General features: G+C 57.0%; 19 protein-coding genes, 1 tRNA gene and 1 other annotated feature. Of the genes, 5 read left to right on the forward strand and 15 right to left on the reverse strand.

Going from position 1 to position 20413, the window contains the following annotated elements:
• Positions 1 to 88: 88 nt before the first annotated feature.
• From D1841_RS11385 to D1841_RS11445, 13 genes are all read right to left on the reverse strand, one after another.
• Positions 89 to 1036 carry a DUF6017 domain-containing protein gene (locus D1841_RS11385; RefSeq protein WP_160643160.1) on the reverse strand — a complete coding sequence of 316 codons (948 nt, stop codon included), beginning with the start codon at positions 1034 to 1036 and terminating at the stop codon, positions 89 to 91.
• Positions 1037 to 1218: 182 nt separating this feature from the next.
• Positions 1219 to 1294 (reverse strand) — tRNA-Ala (locus tag D1841_RS11390).
• 468 nt (positions 1295 to 1762) lie between these two features.
• Complete coding sequence (locus D1841_RS11395) at positions 1763 to 2026, reverse strand: HPr family phosphocarrier protein (RefSeq protein ID WP_160643161.1); 264 nt, start codon at positions 2024 to 2026, stop codon at positions 1763 to 1765.
• A gap of 39 nt (positions 2027 to 2065) precedes the next feature.
• Positions 2066 to 3826 carry an NFACT family protein gene (locus D1841_RS11400; protein ID WP_160643162.1) on the reverse strand — a complete coding sequence of 587 codons (1761 nt, stop codon included), beginning with the start codon at positions 3824 to 3826 and terminating at the stop codon, positions 2066 to 2068.
• 97 nt (positions 3827 to 3923) lie between these two features.
• Positions 3924 to 4694 carry a Nif3-like dinuclear metal center hexameric protein gene (locus D1841_RS11405; protein ID WP_160643163.1) on the reverse strand — a complete coding sequence of 257 codons (771 nt, stop codon included), beginning with the start codon at positions 4692 to 4694 and terminating at the stop codon, positions 3924 to 3926.
• A 112-nt stretch (positions 4695 to 4806) separates the two neighbouring features.
• Positions 4807 to 5526, reverse strand: a complete 720-nt coding sequence (locus tag D1841_RS11410; protein ID WP_160643164.1) for a class I SAM-dependent methyltransferase — start codon at positions 5524 to 5526, stop codon at positions 4807 to 4809.
• Between the two features lie 83 nt (positions 5527 to 5609).
• Positions 5610 to 5813 (reverse strand): DUF1858 domain-containing protein, encoded by a 204-nt coding sequence (locus tag D1841_RS11415; RefSeq protein WP_160643165.1) that lies wholly within the window; start codon positions 5811 to 5813, stop codon positions 5610 to 5612.
• 155 nt (positions 5814 to 5968) lie between these two features.
• Positions 5969 to 6976, reverse strand: a complete 1008-nt coding sequence (trpS, locus tag D1841_RS11420) for a tryptophan--tRNA ligase (RefSeq protein WP_160643166.1) — start codon at positions 6974 to 6976, stop codon at positions 5969 to 5971.
• A 181-nt stretch (positions 6977 to 7157) separates the two neighbouring features.
• Positions 7158 to 8348: a PLP-dependent aminotransferase family protein gene (locus D1841_RS11425; RefSeq protein WP_160643167.1), complete on the reverse strand. Its 1191-nt coding sequence runs from the start codon at positions 8346 to 8348 to the stop codon at positions 7158 to 7160.
• A gap of 59 nt (positions 8349 to 8407) precedes the next feature.
• Positions 8408 to 8610, reverse strand: a binding site (T-box leader).
• A gap of 272 nt (positions 8611 to 8882) precedes the next feature.
• The gene (locus tag D1841_RS11430; RefSeq protein ID WP_160643168.1) at positions 8883 to 10295 is read right to left on the reverse strand and encodes a YbbR-like domain-containing protein; all 1413 of its coding nucleotides are present in this window, start codon (positions 10293 to 10295) and stop codon (positions 8883 to 8885) included.
• A gap of 3 nt (positions 10296 to 10298) precedes the next feature.
• Positions 10299 to 11195 (reverse strand): diadenylate cyclase CdaA, encoded by an 897-nt coding sequence (gene cdaA, locus D1841_RS11435; RefSeq protein WP_237076312.1) that lies wholly within the window; start codon positions 11193 to 11195, stop codon positions 10299 to 10301.
• Between the two features lie 274 nt (positions 11196 to 11469).
• Positions 11470 to 12621: an aminotransferase class V-fold PLP-dependent enzyme gene (locus D1841_RS11440; RefSeq protein ID WP_160643169.1), complete on the reverse strand. Its 1152-nt coding sequence runs from the start codon at positions 12619 to 12621 to the stop codon at positions 11470 to 11472.
• Positions 12618 to 12845 carry a DUF3343 domain-containing protein gene (locus D1841_RS11445; RefSeq protein ID WP_237076308.1) on the reverse strand — a complete coding sequence of 76 codons (228 nt, stop codon included), beginning with the start codon at positions 12843 to 12845 and terminating at the stop codon, positions 12618 to 12620. Before D1841_RS11445 ends, D1841_RS11440 begins: the two co-directional genes overlap by 4 nt.
• A 437-nt stretch (positions 12846 to 13282) precedes the next feature.
• Between D1841_RS11445 and D1841_RS11450 the strand changes: the two genes are divergently transcribed.
• From D1841_RS11450 to D1841_RS11460, 3 genes are all read left to right on the forward strand, one after another.
• Positions 13283 to 14599: a hypothetical protein gene (locus D1841_RS11450; RefSeq protein WP_160643170.1), complete on the forward strand. Its 1317-nt coding sequence runs from the start codon at positions 13283 to 13285 to the stop codon at positions 14597 to 14599.
• 323 nt (positions 14600 to 14922) lie between these two features.
• Complete coding sequence (locus tag D1841_RS11455; protein WP_160643171.1) at positions 14923 to 16020, forward strand: phosphotransferase enzyme family protein; 1098 nt, start codon at positions 14923 to 14925, stop codon at positions 16018 to 16020.
• A gap of 289 nt (positions 16021 to 16309) precedes the next feature.
• Positions 16310 to 16978 carry a nucleotidyltransferase domain-containing protein gene (locus tag D1841_RS11460; RefSeq protein WP_160643172.1) on the forward strand — a complete coding sequence of 223 codons (669 nt, stop codon included), beginning with the start codon at positions 16310 to 16312 and terminating at the stop codon, positions 16976 to 16978.
• 423 nt (positions 16979 to 17401) lie between these two features.
• Here the strand turns inward: D1841_RS11460 and D1841_RS11465 are convergent, their stop codons facing one another.
• Together D1841_RS11465 and D1841_RS11470 are read right to left on the reverse strand one after the other, a co-directional pair.
• Positions 17402 to 17707, reverse strand: a complete 306-nt coding sequence (locus D1841_RS11465) for an MGMT family protein (RefSeq protein WP_160643173.1) — start codon at positions 17705 to 17707, stop codon at positions 17402 to 17404.
• 14 nt (positions 17708 to 17721) lie between these two features.
• Positions 17722 to 18312: a DUF3267 domain-containing protein gene (locus D1841_RS11470; RefSeq protein WP_160643174.1), complete on the reverse strand. Its 591-nt coding sequence runs from the start codon at positions 18310 to 18312 to the stop codon at positions 17722 to 17724.
• 170 nt (positions 18313 to 18482) lie between these two features.
• Between D1841_RS11470 and D1841_RS11475 the strand changes: the two genes are divergently transcribed.
• Together D1841_RS11475 and D1841_RS11480 are read left to right on the forward strand one after the other, a co-directional pair.
• Positions 18483 to 18950 carry a pyridoxamine 5'-phosphate oxidase family protein gene (locus D1841_RS11475; protein ID WP_160643175.1) on the forward strand — a complete coding sequence of 156 codons (468 nt, stop codon included), beginning with the start codon at positions 18483 to 18485 and terminating at the stop codon, positions 18948 to 18950.
• A 437-nt stretch (positions 18951 to 19387) separates the two neighbouring features.
• Positions 19388 to 20413, forward strand: a complete 1026-nt coding sequence (locus tag D1841_RS11480; RefSeq protein ID WP_160643176.1) for an ABC transporter substrate-binding protein — start codon at positions 19388 to 19390, stop codon at positions 20411 to 20413.

A 20413-nucleotide genomic window follows, 5' to 3' on the forward strand; every position in this document is an offset into this window, starting at 1 on the left:
TTCCCATTTGTCAAGCCTTTTTTATGCTTTTTTCTTATTTTGCTCTTTTATACCTTTAACTTAATGACATTGCACAACTTGGGACACATTAGCCGGAACCGTACAAGTCATGCTGAACCTCGGCCTGATAAAACTGCCCGATGGTAGCGGGCGCGTTGTAAAGGCTTGTCAGCAGATAGGCCCGGATATTGCGGACTTTCGTGGTATTCCGGCTCAAGCAGTCAAAAACGTACTGGATATGGGTTTCATCCAGCTTGCGGAAACGGGACTGGACAACGCTCAAAGGTAAATCCTCCTTGCCAATGCGGACAATGGGCTGGGCGGAAGTCAGGATATCGGTGATCAGGTCGGTAACGCCCTCCACATCCTCGGCTCCATATTCCTCCACAAGCTGGCTGTAACTGATATTTTCCATCACCCCCTTTCGGCAAGCCGCCCAATCCATCTTTTCCATCTCAGGACGGATAGATGGATGGGTATAGCTCCTTTCAGTCTGATTCATGTAAGTATAATTACACTCCGATTTTCCGAAGTCTGCACTTCGGTTTTCCCGAAGTCTTGACTTCTGATTTTCCGAACTCTTGACTTCGGTTTTTCCGAAGTCTGGATTTCGGCTTTCCGGAAGTCTGGACGGGGGAGAGGGGCGGTTGTCAGTATCAGGCACCTCCCTGGTAGTAAAACGCTTGACGTAAATTCTGGCAGGCTTGCCCTGGCCCTGCTTGACCCGCTGTATCAGGCCGATGCCCTTGCCGCTGTCCAGCTCCGCCAGCAGCTTGACCGCCTTATCGTTGCCACAATTAAGGGCTTCCTTTATTTCGTCCAGTGGGTAGTAGATGAACACACGGTTTTCCTCGTCATACCAGCCGTTGCGGGCCGACAAACCCATGCGGTCAAGCATAAGGCCATAGAGCAGCTTGGCGTCAGTGGAAACATGCTTGAACTCCGGGCCCACAATGAGCTGACGGGGGATGCGGTAGAAACTGAACTGCTCCGATTCCCCGCCGTAGAAATAATCATAGTCAAGGCGGTCTTTCATGGGGAAAACTCCTTTCTGTTATGATGGTATCTAAAAATGGGCATGAAAAAAGGGGCGTTCAAAAAATCTGAACGCCCCATAGGGGAGTGTGCTTGCGTGGCCGGGATATGCCAGTCTACGAAACACACATACGAAAAAAGACTCGTTTCTTTTGAAACAAGCCTTTTCTCTCGTGTACCCTGTGGTGGAGATAAGCGGGATCGAACCGCTGACCTCTTGAATGCCATTCAAGCGCTCTCCCAGCTGAGCTATACCCCCGAGTTTTTCGTCATACGATGATATTCTTTATCGGAGTACACTTTATTCAATTTTGGTCAATATAAGCGGAATAATGAAGATTTGGTGCTCTCAGTGGGGGCATACATTTAACTTCTCAGGCTCCCAGCTGAGCTATACCCCCGAGTTTTTCATCATATGATGATATTGTTTATCGGAATACACTTTATTCAATTTTGGTCGATACAAGCGGAATAATGAAGATTTAGTGCTCTCAGTGGGGGCATACTTTTAACTTTTCGGACTCCCAGCTGAGCTATACCCCCATATTGTAAATCAAACCTTCTTGTTTTGCATCTCACTTCCGGTGCTCTAAGATAATACCACAGATTTTCAGATTTTGCAAGCCTTTTTTGAAAAAAATTTCCGATTTTTTAATTTTTTTGCGAGATGCAGGCCAAAGCCCGCAGAAAAGGAAAGGCCGCCCGCAAAAAGCAGGCGGCAGAGCTGTCATTCTCCCAGTTCTTCTTCCAGCAGACAGGCGGCCCGGGCCAGCGCCTCGGCTTCATCCGGGCCGGCACACTCCACCTCTAGCTGGGCGCGGGCGGGAATGCCCGCTGCCATCAGGTTCATCATGCTTTTGCCGTCAGCCCGGAATTCCCCATAGGTCAGCCGGATACTGCTGGAAAACCGCCCCATTTCCTGGGAAAAGGTGCCGGCAGGACGCATATGGAAATTAACGGAGCTGTTCCATGTAACTGTTTTTTTTACCATTTGCCCATCTCCTCTCAACTCAAACAAACCCTTGCGCTTTTATCCCATTTCCTGTTCAGCCCCGTCCTCCGCCGGGTTCACAAAAATTGTCTTGTAATTCTCATAAATCACCATGCCGGGCCTGGCCCCCTGGGGCTTGCTCACATGGCGTATCTGGGTGTAGTCCACTGGCACCTGGGCGGAAGACCTGGCGCGGCTGTGGCGGGCAGCCAGCACTGCCGCCTGCTCCATTGCCGCCTCCGTAGGCTTGCGGCCCTCTGTGACAAGCACCGTGTGGGAGCCTGGTATGTTCTTCACATGAAACCACAGATCGTTATTATTGGCTGTGCGCATGGTAAGCTGGTCGTTCTGGCGGTTGTTCCGGCCCACCAGCACCGTAAACCCATCCGCAGTCTCAAAGCGCAGGGGCGCGCTGGGGGATTCCTTCCTGGCTTTCTTCCCCCGCTGTGCCCGGAGATACCCCTGCTCTGTAAGTTCTGCCCGGATTTCCAGCAAATCCTTCTCCGTCTCTGCCCGGGCCAGGGCGTCCAGCACCGAATCCAAATATACCAGTTCCCGCTCTGCCAGGGCTATCTGCTCCTGCAGCTTCTCCTCGGCGGTCTTGGCCTTGCGGTATTCCTTATAATATTTCTGAGCGTTCTGGGAGGGGGTTAAAGCGGGATCCAGCTTGATGTGTACCAAAGGCTGGCCCTCCTGATAATAGTCAGGCAGATCCGCAGCCTTTGCGCCTTTTGGCAGGGTATACAGGTTGGCGCTGATTAAATCACCCGCCACCCGCAAAGAGTCCCGCTGGGCGCACTGATCCAGCTCTCCCTTTTGCGCCCCGATTTTCCGGGAAAGGCGCTCGGCATGGTTTGAGAGCAGCCGCAGCAAGTCCTGCTCCCGCACCCGCATGCGCTCCTGCTGATCCTTCTCTCGGTAAAAGCCGTCCAGCAGCCCGGAAAAGCTCTCTCCTTCCTTCACCACTGCCGCAGCGCCATATTGGTGGATGTCCAAAAAGGAAAAGTCCATGGGCTTTTTCTTTACATCCACCGCCATATAGGGGCGGCCCGTAAGGCCCTCCACAGTTTCCTTCAGCTGCTGCAGGAAAAACTGCAGCCGGAAACGCTGTTCCTCCCCCAGGGTTTTCACGGTCAGTTCCCGGCCCCTTCCCACCTGGTGGGCCACCTCCCGGCATACAATGGGTGATATCCCCTGGAGCACCGCCAGCAGCCCCTTGGAAAGCTCCATGTCCCTGGGCAGGGACTCCATGGCAGACACAGCCTCCTGGGCGGTGCGGGCCAGCAGGCAAAGCTTGTCCTGGGGCGGCGGGAGCCGATAGGAAAGCCCGGGCAGCACCAGGCGCTGGGAGGACATCTCTGCGTCCACCCGCTTTAAAGCGTCAATGATTTTCCCCTCTCCGTCGCTGAGGATAATATTGCTGTACTTCCCCATGATTTCCATGGTAAGCGTCAGGGTCACATGATCCCCCAGCTCGTTCACCGCGTCAAAATCAAAATGCAAAAGCCGCTCCAGTTCCGGCTGGCGGATGGCCTGAAGCTTTGCCCCCTGCAATTTTTTCCGCAAAAGCATGCACAGCATGGGGGGCTGCTTGGGGTTTTCCAAAGGGATTTCCGTCAGGTGTACCCGGGCGCTGTTGGCCCGGGCGGAAAACAGCACCCGGCAGGCGCTCTCCCTGCTGCGAAACGCAACTACCAGCTCCTCCCGGTTTGGCTGGTGGATTTTGTCCACCCGCGCCCCCAAAAGCTTTTCCTCCAGCTCCCTTTTGATGTGCCGCAAAAACGCGCCGTCCAGCGCCATGGGCGCCACCTCCTTTTTGGTTGGAACTCTGCCACAAACCCCGGCTTAAGGGACTTTTTTTGAGGAAAAAAGTCCCTTAAGAATCCTCAAAAAACCTTCACTCTGTCACCCACTGGTGCACAGGCCTTGTTTTCGACACCAGGAACGCCGCCCCAGGCAGCCGCTTTTTCAAATAGGCGGCTAAAAATTCAGCAAAAACCGCTTCCGTCTCATAATGCCCCGCCGCAATGCAGGTCAGGCCTGTGGAAGCTGCTTCCAGCATTTCGTGGTGCTTCATTTCCCCGGTAATGTAGGCGTCCGCCCCCCGGCAGGCTGCAAACTGGACAAAGTCCCCTCCAGCCCCGCTGCAGAGGAACACTTTTTTCACAGCCCTCTCTCCAGGAATCAGGTTCACCGCCCCCGCGCCCAGCCGCTCCCGCACCAGCCGGGCAAATTCCAAAGGCGAAGGCGATCCCTCTGCCTCGCCGGAAAACAGGATGCAGTCCTCCCCGAAAACATCCTCCTGCCGGATAACCTTCAGCCCCAGCCTGTTTGCCAGGGCCACATTCACCCCGCACACCGGGGAGATGTCCAGGTTTGTGTGGCAGCACAGCGCCCCAATGCCCTTCTGGGCCAGCAGATAAGGCACCGCGCGGCTGTTAAGGCTTTTTAAAGGCGTGAAGATAACCGGGTGGTGGCTGATAACCAGCCCCGCGTTTATGGAAGCCGCTTCCTCCACCACTGCCGGGGTGATGTCCAAAGCAATCAAGGCCCGCGCCACCTCTGCCGCCGGATCCCCCACCAGCAGGCCGCTGTTGTCAAAGCTTAAGGCGCTCTCAAAGGGAGCGGCCTGGTCTATCACGTTGTATATATCACAAATCCGTACCATAGGCTCCTCCTGTTCCCGTTCTGTTTTTCCCGCGCGCCAAGCGTGGAAGCTCTTTCCCTCCCTGCCGGTTTGACCAGGGAAAGGCCGCGCTTTTCTTTATTTCCCTGTCTGGTCAAAGGCAATAGGTTCCCTTTTCTTCCTCTATGCTTTCCCCCAGATAAGCTTCCCGCAGGGCCTCCATCGCGTCCCCCAGCGCCTTTGCCCGGGCCGTTTCCCCTAGATGGGCCGCGCCCTTCCGCTGGTTCTCCAAAATCCGCGCCTGCTTTTCCGCATATAGCCGCACCGCCGGGCTTCCCGGCTCCAGCCTGCCCATGTAGGGGTATAGAAGGGGCATAGGGCCGTTCTCTCCGGTAAACGCCGCGGAAAAGGCGGCATACACCTTGCCGCTGTCCAGACAGGCCCGCTCCTCCAAAATGGAAAAGCCTAAGTCCCACAAGCCTGCCCGAAGCTGTGGCCCACAGCTCATAGGCTGCAAAACCAGCCGCTTCCCCGGATTTCGCAGCCAGGAAGTTTCCCCTGCCATGCGCAGAATCAGCTCCCCGCCCATGCCAGCAATCACGATGTCCTCCGCGTCTCCAGGCCCCAGGCCCTGCAGCCCGTCTGAAAGCAGAAGCCGCATTTTTGCCCCATACCGGGCGGCGTTCCGCCTGGCAGCCTCCAGGGGACTGGCATTAATGTCCGCGGCGATGGCCCGGGGGCACCGCCCGGTTTTCAAAAGCCATATGGGCAGATAGCCATGGTCTGTGCCGATATCCGCCACCGCAGCCCCCTCCCGCACCAAAGATGCGCAAAGGCTGAGCCTGGGTCCAAGCTGAAACAGGGGCCTTGCCATAAACGCCCTCCTTTCACTGGGCAAAAAGACAAACTGCCGCCTGGCCGAAACGCCGGGCGGCAGTCTGCGCAAGCCGTATCAGACTATTTCCCACTCAGGTGCCGGTTGAGTTTCTCCACCAGATCGTCCGGGTTCACCCCGTGTACCCCGCAGGCCTGCTCCAGCGTCTCCCCCCGGGCAGAGGGGCAGCCAAGGCAGTGCATACCCATCTCCAGAAAATAAGGGGCGGTTGTTTCGTCCATATCCAGAATTTCCCCGATAATCATGTCTTTTGTAACAGCAGCCATTTTTTTCATCCTTTCTCACAGCGGGAAACCCGCTGCAAAGCAGTCAATTGCAAATTTCAGTACCTATATTATAATACCCCCGGCCCCGGCGCGCAATACCTGAAACCATGAATTTTGTGTGAAAAGCAGTTTTTCTGCCTTTTCCAGCTTAGAACCTACTTCATGGGCAGAAAGCCGATTTTTTTCATAGCCTTGGACACTGTCCGCTGGGCAATGGACCCGGCCTTTTCCGCGTTCTCCCGGCAGCACCGCTGCAAATAGTCCTTGTCCTGCAAAATTTCCTTAAAGCGCTCCTGAATGGGCCGCAGCTCCCCGATAACGGCTTCCGCCACAGCGGGCTTAAAGTCGCCATAGCCCTTGCCCGCAAACTCCCCTTCAATTTCCTCCATGCTCTTGCCTGTAATACAGGAATAAATTTCCATCAGGTTCTTCACCCCGGGCTTGTCGTCAGAATAGCGCACGCAGGCCTCGCTGTCTGTAATGGCCCGTTTGAACTTGCGCATAATGGTATCCGGATCGTCCAGCACGCTGATACAGCCGTTGTTGTTCCCGTCAGATTTGGACATTTTCCTGGTGGGATCCTGCAAAGACATGACCCTGGCCCCATGCTGGGGGATAATCGGCTCCGGCACTGTGAAGGTGGGGCTGTAAATGCCGTTGAAGCGCTCGGCAATGTCTCGGGCAATCTCCACATGCTGTTTCTGATCCGCCCCTACAGGCACAAAGTCCGCCTGATATAAAAGGATGTCCGCCGCCATCAGGCAGGGATACGTGAAAAGCCCGGCGTTGATGTTGTCCGCGTGTTTAGCCGATTTATCCTTAAACTGGGTCATGCGGGAAAGCTCCCCGAACTGGGTGTAGCAGTTCAAAATCCAGGCAAGCTGGGCGTGCTGGGGCACATGGCTCTGGATGAAGAAAATCGTCTTGTTAAAGTCAAGGCCCATAGCCAGCAGAAAGGCGTAAGCCTCCATGGTATATTTGCGAAGCTGTGCAGGCTCCTGCCGCACCGTAATGGCGTGCAAGTCCGCCAAAGCATACACGCACTGATAGCCCTCGTCCTGCAGGCGGATGTGGTTGCGCAAAGCCCCCAGGTAATTCCCCAGGGTAAAGGTGCCTGTACACTGGTACATGCTTAAAATGCGTTTTTTCTCATTGCTTTCCATATTGTCTCAACCTCTTTCCTGAATACTTGAAAATGCGCCCAAGACCTTGGGGTGAGCGCGTCCCAGTGGGACGCTGCCGCGAACCGACCGAGCCGGCAGGCGAGACCGCCCCCAAACCTCTGCAAACCCTTTTGAAAAAGGGTTTGATCCGAAAACCCCTTTTGGCTTGATGGCAGGGCGGTTATTTCACGGCTTCCCGGGCCGTCTGGCCTAAGATTTTCACGCCTTCCCGCAACTGCTCGTCCGTAGGCGTAGAGAAATTGATGCGGAAAGAGCGGCAAGGCTCTGTTTCGTCTGTGAGGAACGCTGTGCCCGGCACCACGCAGGCCTTGCGCTCCATGGCCCGCTTCACGAATCCCAGCATATCAGTGCCCTCCGGCAGGGTACACCAGGCAAAAAGCCCGCCCTCAAAATGGCTCCAGGTGATAAGGGGCCTGAAATGCTCCTCCATGGCGGAAAGCAGCACAGCGCTTTTCCGGCTGTAAATGTCCCGCAGGTTTTGCAGGTGGGCCTCATAGTCAAAGCCCGTCATAAAGCGGTGGCACACAATCTGCGCCCACATGTTGGAATGTACGTCCTCCCCCTGCTTGCACACCACCATTTTCTGGAGCACCGCCCTGGGGCCGATGGCATAACCTACCCGCATCCCCGGGGAAACCACCTTGGAGAAAGAGCCGGCATACATCACAATGCCCTCTGTATCAAGGCTCTTAATAGAAGGCACATCCTCCCCTGCAAAGCGCAGATCCCCATAAGGGTTGTCCTCCAGAATCATCACCCCATGCTTTTGGCATAACTCATACACTTTTTTGCGCTTCTCAAAACTCATGGTAATGCCTGAGGGGTTCTGGAAATTGGGAATGGTATACAGATATTTCACATTTTTCTCTGTCTCCAAAGCCTTTTCCAGGCAGGCCATGTCCATGCCGTCCTCCTCCATGGGAATGCCCACAAGCTTTGCCCGGTAGGATCGGAAGGTGTTCAAAGAGCCGATAAAGCTGGGGGCCTCGCACAGCACCGTATCCCCCTCGTTTAAAAGGGTTTTCGTCAGCAGATCCATCACCTGCTGGGCGCCGCTGGTAATGAGGATATCATCGTTCTCTGTGCCCACCTGGTGCTTTTTCTTCATATACCCCAGCAGGTGCTCCCGCAGGGGGGCATACCCCTCTGTCACGCCATACTGCAAAGCCTCAATAGGGGTATCCTCCAAAAGCTGTGCCGAAACCTTCCGGATGGCTTCATAGGGGAAGGCGTCCGGCGCCGGGTTCCCGGCGGAAAGGGGGATAATCCCCGGGGCGGAGGAGTTTTTCAAAATCTCCCGGATGGCAGAGGGCTTCAGCGCCTTCACCCGGTCAGAAAACTGATATTCCATATGTTTGCTCCTTTCCGGCGGGAAAAACCCGCCCGCAAAAAAATAAAAGCCCGCCCCACGCATGGGACAGGCTCTGCCTGCGGTACCACCCAAATTGACAGGCTGCCGCCTGCCCAACTCTTCCCCATAACGCGGGGTGCGTCCGGCCATTTCCTGCCAGCCCTCCCGGGGCCATTCCCAGCCTTCCCCTGCCGCCTTCCCACCCTGGGCGGCTCTCTTAAAAAGGATAGCGGCTGGTACTCCTCCCGGTCAACGGTTTTCCTGTATCCATCTCATTATATGGCATCCCCCAGGAAAAGTCAAGGGCTGGAAAATCAAGGGAAGTGTCCGAACCGCGTGTTCCATGCTTCCGGCGGGGGAGGGGAGGTGTGTCCCGTCTGCCCACCCAGCCGGATTGGGTTTCCAAAGGGCCATTGGCCCTTTGGCGGGGGTGCAGGGGCGGGGAGCCCCCGCAAAACAGGCCCCCTCCGCCAGCCAGCCTCCAGCCGCGCAAAAAAGGCGCACCGAAGCTTTCCGGTACGCCTTTCAAATTCCTTATTCCTGGGGCTTTGCCACAACCCCGTCGCTGGAGCCTGCCGAAGCAGTCTCCACGCCTGCGCCGGCCTGGATGGTAACCGCGTCAGAGAGGGTAACAGTGGCGGTATAGCTGCCCGACACCCAGCAGGCTTCCCCGGCAGTGCCGGAGATGGTAACGGCTGCGGGAGCCTCTATGCTGCCTGTGCGGTTTGCCACATTGGCCAAATCAATCTGCACAAAGATGGAATCCCCGGCCAGCTTCCCAACCTGGGCCTGGGGGCCAATCACTGAAACCTCCATGCTCCGGGTGGTCAGCCGGGCGTCCTTCCCGGCAGGGGGATTGAGAAGCTGGATGTTCGCCTCCGGCACAGTCAGCGTGGCCCGGCTGTAGCCGTTTAAGTTAATGGAAACCTTTGCCTGGGTAACGGTGTTCTCCCCGGCGTTTGTAATGTTGCGCACGCCGCTGGGCAGGGGGATCTCCATGTCAAAGGCGGCTGGGCGGGACAAATCCAAATCGGCAAAGTCAATGGCGCTGCCAAGGCAGATTTCGCTGATGCCGTCCAGCACCTCCTGGGAGCCTGCAATGGCAATCTCCGCCGGCTCTATGCTGATGCGGTTCTGGGCAAAGCTGTCAGGCTGGTGTACAGTGTTCACCACCAGGGGCACTGTCTTTCTCGCCATCACCGGGATGGTGGCCTGCACTGTGTCCACGCTCAGCGTAAGGTACAAGGAAGCTGTGTCCGTTATCTCCTGGTTGTTCTGGTCATACAGGCGGATGGGGCAGGAGAACTCCTGGGAGTCCCGCAGGGGAGCGTCCAGGGTGTAGCCCACCGCCGCCCGGCTCACCCGGTTCACAGCAGACTCCGGCCCGGAAATAGTCACGCTGTCCTGGGACAGCACAGGGGAGCCGGGATAAAAGCCCGCGTCCGCGCTGTATACAATCTCGTCCTCCAAAGGCAGTGTAACTTCCTTATAGCGGTCATACTCCAGGTTGATTTCCTCCGGGTTAATGGAAACAATGTCATATTCCGAAAGGGCAGAGTTTTTCACCGCCTGCACAGGCACCGTCATCTTCTGCAGGGTGTTGCCCGTCAGCTTGGTGGAAGTGGGGTTCAGGCTCACTGTCACCTTGAAGTCCTCCGCCGTCAGCTTGGAGGTAATCAGGCTGTTGCCGGAAACGTCGATGTCCGCCGCGGCATAGGACATGTTGAACACCCGCAGGCCGTCAGCCTCCGCCTCCGTAGAGGGCACCACCACAATAGGCACGTCCTGGATGGTAAAAGTGCGGTTCATGTCGCTGTTATAGGCCATCACAAACCATGTCACCAGGGCAATGGCAAAGGAAAAAACCAGCACAAAGGTGTTGTGGTAAAAAATATTCCGCAGGGAAAGCTTTCCCCGTTTTTTCTCCATGGGCTTTCCGTCTTTCATGGCTCAGCCCTCCTTCCGGCCGGAGCCAAAGCCCAGCCTGCCCAGAATGCGCTTGCTGCCGGAAGCGCCTTTGTCCTCCGCGCCGATAAGGTATTTCTCCAAAGCGTCGGAAAGGGCCGCCCTGGTGTAATCCCGGGTCAGCCTGCCTCCCACGGCAATGGAAATCTGGGCCGTCTCCTCAGAGACCACCACCACCACCGCGTCAGAGTTCTCGCTCATGCCCAAAGCCGCCCGGTGCCGGGTGCCCAGCTCCGCGCTTACGCTGTCGCTGCTTGTCAGGGGCAGGATGCACCCCGCCGCGTGGATCCGTCCGTCCCGTATCACCATGCCCCCGTCGTGGAGGGGGGCTTTGTTGAAGAAAATATTGGCAATGAGCTGGGCGGAAGGGTCGGCCTCCACAATGGTGCCTGTCTCCACAATTTCCCCCAGCTTGGTGCGGCGCTCAAACACAATCAGCGCCCCCATGCGGAGCTGCTGCAAAATGCCCACAGCCCCCACCACCCCGGCAATGGCCCGCCGGGTGCCAAGCTTGTCCCCGTCCCTGTCCTTGCCGCCGATAATGCCGCCCAGGGAGCTGACCTTGCTGTGGCCCACCTGCTCTAAAGCCTTGCGTATCTCCGGCTGGAAAAGGATAATCACCACAATAAAGGCAGACTGGAAGAAATACCGCAGGAGCTGGTTGAGCATCAAAAAGTCAAGGGCCTCTGTGGAGGAAATCAGGAACAGCCCCACCAGAAGGATAATGCCCTTGACAAGCTGCCCGGCCCGGGTTTCCCGCACCAGCTTGATAATGCCGTACAGCAGTACGGTTACAATAGCCACGTCGATAGCGTCTTTAAAGGTAAACTGCCGCGCCAGGTTCAAAAAGGTCTGCCCGAACCGCGCCGCGGCGTCCATCATGTCCCCCACTGCCGTCATCCCTTTCCATATGTAGTGTGCAGAACAAGCACGCCTGTGCTGCAAAAGCATTTAGGGCCTGTCTGTGTCTTATTGTATCACAGGCAGGCCGCAAATAAAAGGCTTTTTTCGTTTTCTTTCAAAATTTCACAGGCCGCCTGGAAAACCGTCAGCCAGCCAAAGGCTCCCCCGGCGGGATATCGTAAACACACTTGAAAACCGGCATATGCCGGTTTTCAAGCCGGGGGGCTGCGCCGCCTGGTTCAAAAGAGGCATACTACCTCTTTTGAACTGTGTTAGCTATGGCCCGCACTCTGCGGGCAAGGGCCTCCATCTCCTGGGGCCTGGTGAAGGCGGAAGGGGATACCCGCACAGTGCCTTTGGTGCCCATTTTCTCATGGGCGCAAGGCGCGCAGTGCAGGCCGCAGCGCACAGCAATGCCGGACTTTGCCAGAATCTGCCCCGTTTCCTCGCTGGGGCGGTTTTCTATATTAAAGGAAAGCACCGGCACAAAATAGGGGATCGCCGGGGGCGGGGTGTAAAGCTTCACATGCCCCATGCGGGAAAGCTTTTCATATAAATAGGAAACCTTTCCCATTTCCTCCCGGTAAATCCGCTCCATCCCCATGGCGCTTACAAACCCCATGCCCGCGTAAAGGCCTATAATCCCCGGCACGTTCAGGGTGCCGCTTTCATAGCGCTCCGGCGGATCGTCGGGCTGCAAAAGGCTTTGGGACTGGGTGCCAGTGCCCCCCTCTGTCAGGGTGGCGAGGGAAACCCCGGGATCCCGCAAAACCAGCAGCCCGGTGCCCATAGGCCCGTAAAGGCCCTTGTGCCCGGCGCAGCACAAAAAGTCTATGCCGCCTTCTGCCACGCTGATGGGAACCACCCCGGCTGTCTGGGCCGCGTCCACGCAGATTTTCGCGTCATACTGGTGGCACAGGGCCGCAATGCGCTCCACAGGCAGCCGCGCGCCAAACACGTTAGAGCCTGCCGTACACACCACCAGCCTGGTGCGCGGCCCCATGGCCTTCCGGAAGGCGTCCACCGTGGCGTCGTTGTCCCCTGGCGCTACCACAGCTTTTGTATACGTGACGCCTTTTGCCTCCAGGGCCTGCAGGGGCCGCATCACAGCGTTGTGCTCCATGTCGGAAACTACCACATGGTCCCCCGGCTTTAAATACCCCTTTATCACCAGGTTCAGGGCCTGGGTGCAGCTTGGCTGGAACACCACGCACTCGGGTCCCGGCGCGCCCAGCAGGGCCGCCGCCCGCTCCCGGCAGTTATACACCGCCTGGGAGGTGCGCACGCTCATATCATAGCCGCTGCGGCCAGGGTTTGCCCCCAGCTCCCGCAGGGCCTTCTGCATCTGCTCCCGTACCACAAGCGGCTTGGGGTACGTGGTAGCGCTGTTGTCCAGATAAATCACGGGCCATCCTCCTGCTCCATGCGGCGCAGAACCCGGATGCGGTTTTCCTGTAAAATCCGTTCCGCCTCGTCAGCGCCGGCCGGCACGTATATCCCATAGCCGCAGCCGGACTCCTCCGTTTGGGGGATTCGCTCCACATAGCCGCGGATCCCCCTGCGGAAGAGCAGATCCCGGCCCTTCATGGCATATGTGACGGAGCTTACCACAAGTAAGGGCTTGCCCAAAAAATCACCTCGTTTAGGGGCTTGCCCCCCAAGCCAGGGAACAAGCCCAGTCGTTTGCCGCTCAGAAGCTGTGCCGGAAGGGCTGCCTTGCGCCCTGCTGGTACGGCTTCTCACTTCATCTTATGCGCGCCCCCTTCTTTTGTGCGCTTTTTCGAGGCTTTTTTCCGGAAGAGGGATTCCCTGCCCCCAGGCCCGCCCGGAAAATTCTTTTCCCAGGAAAAGAAAATCGTTAAAAATCCTATTTTCCTATAGAAATGTGCCGCACAATATGGTATAATAGGCGGGTAATTGACTACATGTTGTGATTTGTACAAAAACAGCGCTTTTACCCAGGCAAATCACATAAAAATATTTTTCGCAGCCGGCAGCCGGCCTGCTTTTTTAGAAAAGAAGGGGCGCCCCCTGCCAGGGCGCCTCCGAAAAAGGAGTTCAACGACATGACAAGCTTCATCATTGTTCTTCTCTGCTCAGCCGGGCTTTTCGCCGTCCTGATGCAGGACAGGTTCCGCTTTTGGACAACCCTCCTGGTAGGGGGGATTGCTTTCCTCCTGGCCCTTTTGGCGGGGGTACTCTTAGGCCGCCTGATAGAAGATCCGGCCCTGGGAAAGCTTCTGGCCTGCTGGGCAGGCACGCTGCTGCTTTTCGCCGCCTCCCTGGCTGTACATAGCAATAATATCCTGCAAAAGCTTTTCGTGCTTCTGCTGTGCCCCTGCTGCCTGGTATATGCGGAGGTGCTCCTGCCCCAGCTTCTGGGAACCCTGCCGCTGCGCACCGCGGGAGTTGTGGGCGGCGTGGTTTCGGCGGCGGGCACGCTGCTGCTGTACCTGCTTCTGGGCCTCTGCCTGTACCGGCCCTTCCATCATTTCAGCGACCGCGGCCCTTCGGCCTTTATGGCAGGCATGTGCCTGCTGCTCTGCCTGATTTACCTCATCTGCACCGGAAAAGCGGATCTGCTCTTCCCGGCCAATGCCCTGGCAGGCCGCCTGCTGTTTTCCTCCCTGCTTTTCATCGTGCTGGTTTTCTGTTTCCGCAGCGTATACCAGGCTGGACGGTTCCGGACGGCTGTGCTGGAGGAAGCCACCCGCCGGAAGCTGCTGGACAAAGACGCGGAGGATTTCGGGGATCTGCTGGCGGCTGTACGGGAGGCCCATGCTGTCCAGAAGAAGGGGGAATATGCCCTGGATACCATCTCCGTCATGCTCCAGGACGGCGTGCCCGAGCAGGTGCCCGCTTACATTTATATGGCAAAGCACGCCGCTGCCCGGGAGCCTGTCCTGGGGGAATACCATGAAAACCCCTATCTGAACGGCATCATTGCCGCTAAGGCTGCTTTTGCTTCCCAGAACGGCATAGAGTTTCAGTGCAATGCCTGCACAGGCAATGTCCCCCTGAAAACCTCCGAACTATGCGTGCTTTTCCATGAAATGCTCAGCCACGCCTGCAAGGAAGCCCTGGGCTATACCGGGGAAGAGCCACGCCGGGTGCGCTTCACCGCCATCCCCGGGGAGGATTCCCTGCGGCTGGAGGCTGTATATGCGGCCGTCCCTCCGGCAGGCCGTTCCTTTGGGCTGCAGGAGCTAAGGGAAAAGAAGCTTTCCGATGTGATCCAGTGGCTTTTTGACGACCGCCCGGCTGAGGGCAGCGATCTTTCCGGCCTGGAGAACACCGCCGAAACCGTCCTGCTCCACAGCGGCAGGCTCACAGTTTCCAGCACGCCGGAGGAAACCATCCTGCTGGCAGAAATGCGCTTTTAGAACCTGTTCAGTATCTAAAAGGTATGCCGGATGTGAGGAGATTTTTTTGTCCGGCAAGGAAAAAGCCCCCTCAGACGGCGTGCCTTGTGATACTAAACAGGTTCTTAGCAAGGTGCGCGGGATGCCCGCCATACGAGGTGCCAGCGCTTCTTCCCCTTCCCATCGCCTTTAACACTACCAGCCGCCCCGCCCGCAAACCAGGGGAAGCGCTCCGCGCTTCCCCTGCCCTGCGCCTTTGGCGCAGGGGCGTGCCTTCGGCCCGCGTTTGCGGGCGGCCCTAGGCGTACCCATACACTTCAACTATAGAAAGGACGCAAACTCCCATGGACAACAGCCTTTGCACCCCGGAAATCCTCGCGGCCTTCGGGCTTTCCCCCCAGTCCGCCATCTCTCCTTTATACGGCGGGCACATTAACGATACCTTTGTGGCCCAAAGCACCGCCGGCAGCCCCCGGTACACCCTCCAGCGCATAAACCGCTTTGTGTTTCCCTCCCCGGAGGATATCACCGAAAATATGACAGGGGTCACCTCCTTTCTCCGGGAAAAAATTGCCGCCCGGGGAGGGGATCCAGACAGGGAAACCCTTAGCGTGCGCCCCGCTGCGGACGGCAAATTCTTATATATAGACAAGGAGGGGAACCCCTGGCGGTGCCTAGGCTATATTGAAAACGCCACCTCCCATGAAACCCCGGAAACCCTTGCCATGCTGGAGGAGGCAGGCCGGGCCTTTGGGGATTTCCAATGCCTTTTAAGCGGCTATCCCGCCCACACCCTCCACGAGATTATCCCCAATTTCCACAATACCCCTGCCCGGTTTGCCCAACTGCTGGAGGCTGTGAAGAACGATAAGGCCGGGCGCGCCGGGGAAGTGGGGCCGGAGCTGGAGTTTGCCTATAAGCGGGAAAAGGCCTGCGCCCTGCTGGCAGATTTGCTGGAAAAAGGGGAACTGCCCCTGCGGGTCACCCACAACGACACAAAGATGAGCAATATCCTGCTGGACAACGTTACCGGCAAGGCGGTATGCGTTATTGACCTGGACACCGTAATGCCCGGCCTTTGCGCCTTTGATTTTGGGGATTCCATCCGGGCCGGGGCCGCCACCGCCGCGGAGGACGAAACAGATTTGAGCAAGGTGAAATTTGACCTAGAGCGCTACCAGGCCTATGCCAGGGGCTTCCTGTCTGCCGCCGGGGATATCCTGACCAAACGGGAGCTGGAAACCCTGCCGGACGGCGCCATCCTTATGACCTTAGAGGTGGGCCTGCGCTTCCTGGCCGATTACCTCAACGGGGACGTGTACTTCCGCACCGCCCGGCCCAGCCACAACCTGGACAGGGCCAGAAACCAGTTTAGGCTGGTGGAGGAGATGGAAGCCGCCCGGGAGGAAATGGGCCGCGTTATCCAGGAAATGATGGGATAAAATTTGGTATTAGGAAAAAATCCACGTCCCTGCCCCTCTTTGGCGGAGCAGGGACTGCTTGCCTGTAAATGGTTGTGCAAACTGCACATATTTTGAGGCGGATATCTCCGCTGCAAAGATGACATTTTGTTACAACAGTAACAAAATATTTACAGAACCACTGGGCTTTACCAAAAGCCAGCCGTTTTTTATCTTGTTTTTACTGGGAATTCCCTGTGAGAAAAAGGCGGGAAAATGCCGCCTTGTGCAGTTTGACGAAGAATTTCATGCAGATTGGGAGGGAACTGCGATGGTGGAAATCAGGGCCTGGACAGAGAGCTTTGCCCGAAAACTTCAGGGGCATTTTGGCCCCCGGCTGCTGTTTGTGGGATACCAGGGCAGCTATGGCAGGGGAGAGGCCACCCCGGAAAGCGACATCGACATTGTAACTGTGCTGGACGCAGTTGCTCCAGCAGATTTAGACGCTTACCGAACGCTGGTGCAGGCCCAGCCCCAGGGAGAGCTGGCCTGCGGGTTCCTTTGCGGGAAAAAGGAGCTGTGCGCCTGGCCCCGGTACGATCTCTATGGCCTTATGCTGGACACAAAGCCGGTTTTGGGAGATTTGCCTGCCCTGCTGCCCCGGCTTACAGAGGCGGACGCCCAGGAGGCCCTGGCTATCGGCGCGGCAAACCTGTACCATGCCGCCTGCCACACCTTCCTGTACAGTCCCGCGCCGAAAAAGGCCCTGCCGGGGCTGGGAAAGGCCGCCTTCTTCTGCCTGCGGCTTTGGGCGCTGCTGGAGGACGGGGTTTACAGGGCCTCGAAAAAGGAACTGGGAAAGGTGCTTGCAGGCCGGGAAAGGGCGCTGCTAAGCCTTTCCCTGGAGCCAGAAAGCCTGGAAACCAGGAAAGCTTACGAGTTGCTGATTGGCTGGTGCGGCGACGTGCTGGAGGCGCTGGAAAGGGAAAAGCAGCCGTAAAAAGCGGCTTTGCGCGGGGCGTGGCGGAGATTTTCAGAGCGGCGCTGCAGGAAACAGCGCGGGAATTGTGGAACGCAGAAGCCTGTTAGCGGGACAGAACTTCTTCGAACCAGCGGCATGGCGTGCATGGGAAGCAGGAAAACGGCGGTTTTCCCTGGAATCTCACCACTTCTGACCAAGAATTCGTCATTCCTTCTATTAAGAACCTGTATTCATAATTGAAATTGCCAGATGAACGGGAATTTTTAGAGCCAATCAAGGCGAATACTCCGCAAACGCATGTATGCGTTTGCGCATGGCAAGAAAATTCAACACAGAGTGGCTCTAAAAAGGCTGCTCAGATGGTGGTTGCAGGTTGTGAATACAGGTTCTAAGCCCTAAAAAAGGAGAGGCACAGCCTCTCCCTTTGGCTTTGCGCGGCGTTCAGCCGTCCCCCAGCCACATATGGCGCTTTAAATCCACCCGCCCGTCCGGCAGGAAAGCCACGCCTTCAGCCTCCAGCATCTGCCGCTGGATCTCCTTGCCGCCAAAAGCCTGGTCGCAGCAAAGGGCGCCGTCCCGGTAAAGGACACGATGGCAGGGAAGCCCCTGAGGGGCATGCAGCATGGCGGCCCCCACAATCCGGGAGGCCCGGGGACTGCCTGCCAGAAGGGCCACGTGCCCATAGGTACACACCTGCCCGCGGGGGATGCGGCTGACAATTTCATACACCTGCTTGTTAAAATTCATGGGGGAAAGCCTCCTTACATGTACCAGAAGCAGCCGCTGTTGGTGGTCTGAAGCCAGGCGCCCCGGGGCACCTGGCGGCGCACGCAGGCTACGCACATATAATCAGGCATGGGGGACAAAAGGCCCATTACCGCCAAGGGCCAGCACACCCCCATAATTTTGCCCCAGGAGGCAGGGGCAAACAGGAACGCCAGCAAGGGTACAAGGCCCAGTATAGCAGGCAGAAGGCTCATCACCATAAAGCGCCGCCAGGAAATGGGCACATGGCACACGGCAAAAGCCGCCATTTTCTTGGGGATAAGCCCTACATAGACAGTGGAGCCTTTGGGATAGCACACCCCATGCAGGTATTCATGGACAGGGATAAGCAGCAGCCCCAGCAGGATGCCCAAAGGGATATACCCGGGTTCCATGGGAAAACGGCCCAGAAGCCAGGCCTTGAAAAACAACGCCCCAAAGCACAGCAGGAGGGGCAGAAGCCCATAGGGAAGGGTGGCGGCGGAAAACGGATCCGGGGTGCGCAGGGGCTTTGCCCCATAGGGCAGGGACTGCTCCGGGAAGGCTGCGTCCGCGTCTTTCATCCCCACCCATTTGATTTCCGGCATGGTAAAAACCCCCTTTTCTGCGGCAGACAGAAGAATAAATTCAGAATAGTATTTAAAGGCATAAACGTCCAGGCTGGACACCTTATGCCCTTGACAGGCTTTGCGGGCTGCGTGTATACTTTGTGGAAGGCTGCGGCCTGTTTTTTATGAGAATGGAAAGGAAGTGCGGCATGAGAAGGAAAGACCGGGAGATTACCGACACAGCACAGATAATGGAGATATGGAAAAAATGCCGCGTGTGCCGTCTTGCCATGGCGGACGGGCCGCGGCCCTATGTGGTGCCTATGAATTTCGGTGTGGAGGAAAAGGACGGGCAGTTTACCATTTACCTCCACTGCGCCCCGGAGGGCCGCAGGCTGTCCATTCTGGAAAGGCGGCCCGCTGTGTGCGTGGAGGCCGACTGCGAATACAGCCCTATTGAGAGCAACACCCCCTGCCGCTATAGCTGCACCTTTGCAAGCATTATCGGGGAGGGGAAGGCGGAAATTTTGCAGGCCCATGAGGAAAAAGCCCATGGCCTTTCAGTCATTATGGAGCACCAGGCAGGCAAAAGCTTTTCCTTCAGCCCGGCCCAGACCGGCATGGTGGCGGTTATCCGCATCCGGCTTCAACTGGTTACGGCCAAGCGCCGGGCATAGTTCAGGCGCCTATCGCCTATATTATATATATAGTATAGCATAGCTGCAATGGGCTTCGCCCCTTGCCTGCCGCTGGCGCGGCAGAAAAGCAACTGAAGCTGCTTTTGGCTAGTCTTTTATATCCTGCGGATATTATAGCACAGGAGGCGGGCTGCCGCAAGCTTTTTAGGGCGTGTTTAGATTTAAGATGGTATGTGGGCTTTTGGCGAATAAGGTGGCAGGAATCCGCCAAAAAGACGCTTGCAAACGCTTATGTGTACACGCCTTGGGGTGGGGCAAGGGGAGTTCTGACAAAAAGGTTACAAAATAGAAGCAAAAACGTCTTTTCCCTTGAAAATTCCAAACGGGTTTGCTATAATACCATACGACAGCGGCGGCTGGGACATACTGGCTGCCGGAATTCTCATATTTGTTTCAGAAATTAGGAGGAAACAACCATGAAAAAAGTTTTAGCACTGGTATTGGCTCTGGCCCTGCTGTGCACCTGCCTGGCCGCCTGCGGCGACGGCGGCAGTTCCAGCAGCAGCACCCCTGCCAGCAGCACCGCTTCCAAGGCTGAGGAGTCTTCCAAGGCTGACGAGTCTGCAAGCACTGCTTCCGGCGAGAAGATGAAGATTGGCATTCTGGCCCCTGCTGTTACCCATGGCTGGGTGGCTGGCGTGGCCTACTATGCCGAGGCCCGCTGCAAGGAGCTGAGCGATACAGTTGAGTACCGCCTGCTGACCAGCAGCAACGCTGAGGAAATGACCAACCAGATCGACGAGCTGAAAACCTGGGGCGTCCAGGCAGTTGTGGCGTTCCCCCAGTGGGAAGGCATGGAAGACCCCATTAAGAGCCTTATTGACGAGGGCATTCCGGTTGTAAACTTTGACATTGTCATTGACGTGGACGGCGTGTACCACGTGGCGGGCGACAACAAGGACATGGGCACCCAGAGCGCCCAGTATATTGTGGACAAGATTGGCACCACCGGCAAGGTTGTGGTGCTGGAGGTTCCCTCTTCCGGTTCTGTTTCCGAGCTGCGCAAGGCTGGCTTTGAGGAGAAGATGAAGGAGATCGCTCCCGACATGGAGCTGCTGACCTACTCCACCCAGTTCACCCGCGAGGACGGGCTGAAGGATTTTGCTGACATCCTCCAGGCCAACCCCCAGATTGACGCTGTGTTCTCCATGGACGACGAAACCTCCATTGGCGTGCTGCAGGCCATTGCTGAGGCAAAGCGTACCGATGTGAAGGTTGTCACCGGTGGCGGCGGGTGCCAGGAATACTTTGGCATGATGCCCGAGAACGAGGAAATCTGGATCCAGTCCGCTCTGTACAGCCCCAACATGGTTATGGACGCTGTGGATATGGCTGTGTCCCTCCTGAAGGGCGAGTCTGTTGACAAGGAAAAGATTATCCCCACTACTGTGGTAGACAGGGACAACTGCGCAGACTTCCTGGACGAGACTTCTCCCTACTAA

Origin of the sequence: Neglectibacter sp. X4 (genome assembly GCF_009917365.1) — a bacterium.
Classification (GTDB): Bacteria; Bacillota; Clostridia; order Oscillospirales; family Acutalibacteraceae; genus Acutalibacter.

Coding starts and splice junctions, on each gene's coding strand:
- D1841_RS11470 (WP_160643174.1), bottom strand. CDS start 18,312: ATGCCGGAAATCAAATGGGTGGGGATGAAAGACGCGGACGCAGCCTTC.
- D1841_RS11480 (WP_160643176.1), top strand. CDS start 19,388: ATGAAAAAAGTTTTAGCACTGGTATTGGCTCTGGCCCTGCTGTGCACC.
- D1841_RS11395 (WP_160643161.1), bottom strand. CDS start 2,026: ATGGTAAAAAAAACAGTTACATGGAACAGCTCCGTTAATTTCCATATG.
- D1841_RS11415 (WP_160643165.1), bottom strand. CDS start 5,813: ATGGCTGCTGTTACAAAAGACATGATTATCGGGGAAATTCTGGATATG.
- D1841_RS11425 (WP_160643167.1), bottom strand. CDS start 8,348: ATGGAATATCAGTTTTCTGACCGGGTGAAGGCGCTGAAGCCCTCTGCC.
- D1841_RS11460 (WP_160643172.1), top strand. CDS start 16,310: ATGGTGGAAATCAGGGCCTGGACAGAGAGCTTTGCCCGAAAACTTCAG.
- D1841_RS11400 (WP_160643162.1), bottom strand. CDS start 3,826: ATGGCGCTGGACGGCGCGTTTTTGCGGCACATCAAAAGGGAGCTGGAG.
- D1841_RS11385 (WP_160643160.1), bottom strand. CDS start 1,036: ATGAAAGACCGCCTTGACTATGATTATTTCTACGGCGGGGAATCGGAG.
- D1841_RS11455 (WP_160643171.1), top strand. CDS start 14,923: ATGGACAACAGCCTTTGCACCCCGGAAATCCTCGCGGCCTTCGGGCTT.
- cdaA (WP_237076312.1), bottom strand. CDS start 11,195: ATGATGGACGCCGCGGCGCGGTTCGGGCAGACCTTTTTGAACCTGGCG.
- D1841_RS11410 (WP_160643164.1), bottom strand. CDS start 5,526: ATGGCAAGGCCCCTGTTTCAGCTTGGACCCAGGCTCAGCCTTTGCGCA.
- D1841_RS11465 (WP_160643173.1), bottom strand. CDS start 17,707: ATGAATTTTAACAAGCAGGTGTATGAAATTGTCAGCCGCATCCCCCGC.
- D1841_RS11430 (WP_160643168.1), bottom strand. CDS start 10,295: ATGAAAGACGGAAAGCCCATGGAGAAAAAACGGGGAAAGCTTTCCCTG.
- D1841_RS11405 (WP_160643163.1), bottom strand. CDS start 4,694: ATGGTACGGATTTGTGATATATACAACGTGATAGACCAGGCCGCTCCC.
- D1841_RS11450 (WP_160643170.1), top strand. CDS start 13,283: ATGACAAGCTTCATCATTGTTCTTCTCTGCTCAGCCGGGCTTTTCGCC.
- trpS (WP_160643166.1), bottom strand. CDS start 6,976: ATGGAAAGCAATGAGAAAAAACGCATTTTAAGCATGTACCAGTGTACA.
- D1841_RS11475 (WP_160643175.1), top strand. CDS start 18,483: ATGAGAAGGAAAGACCGGGAGATTACCGACACAGCACAGATAATGGAG.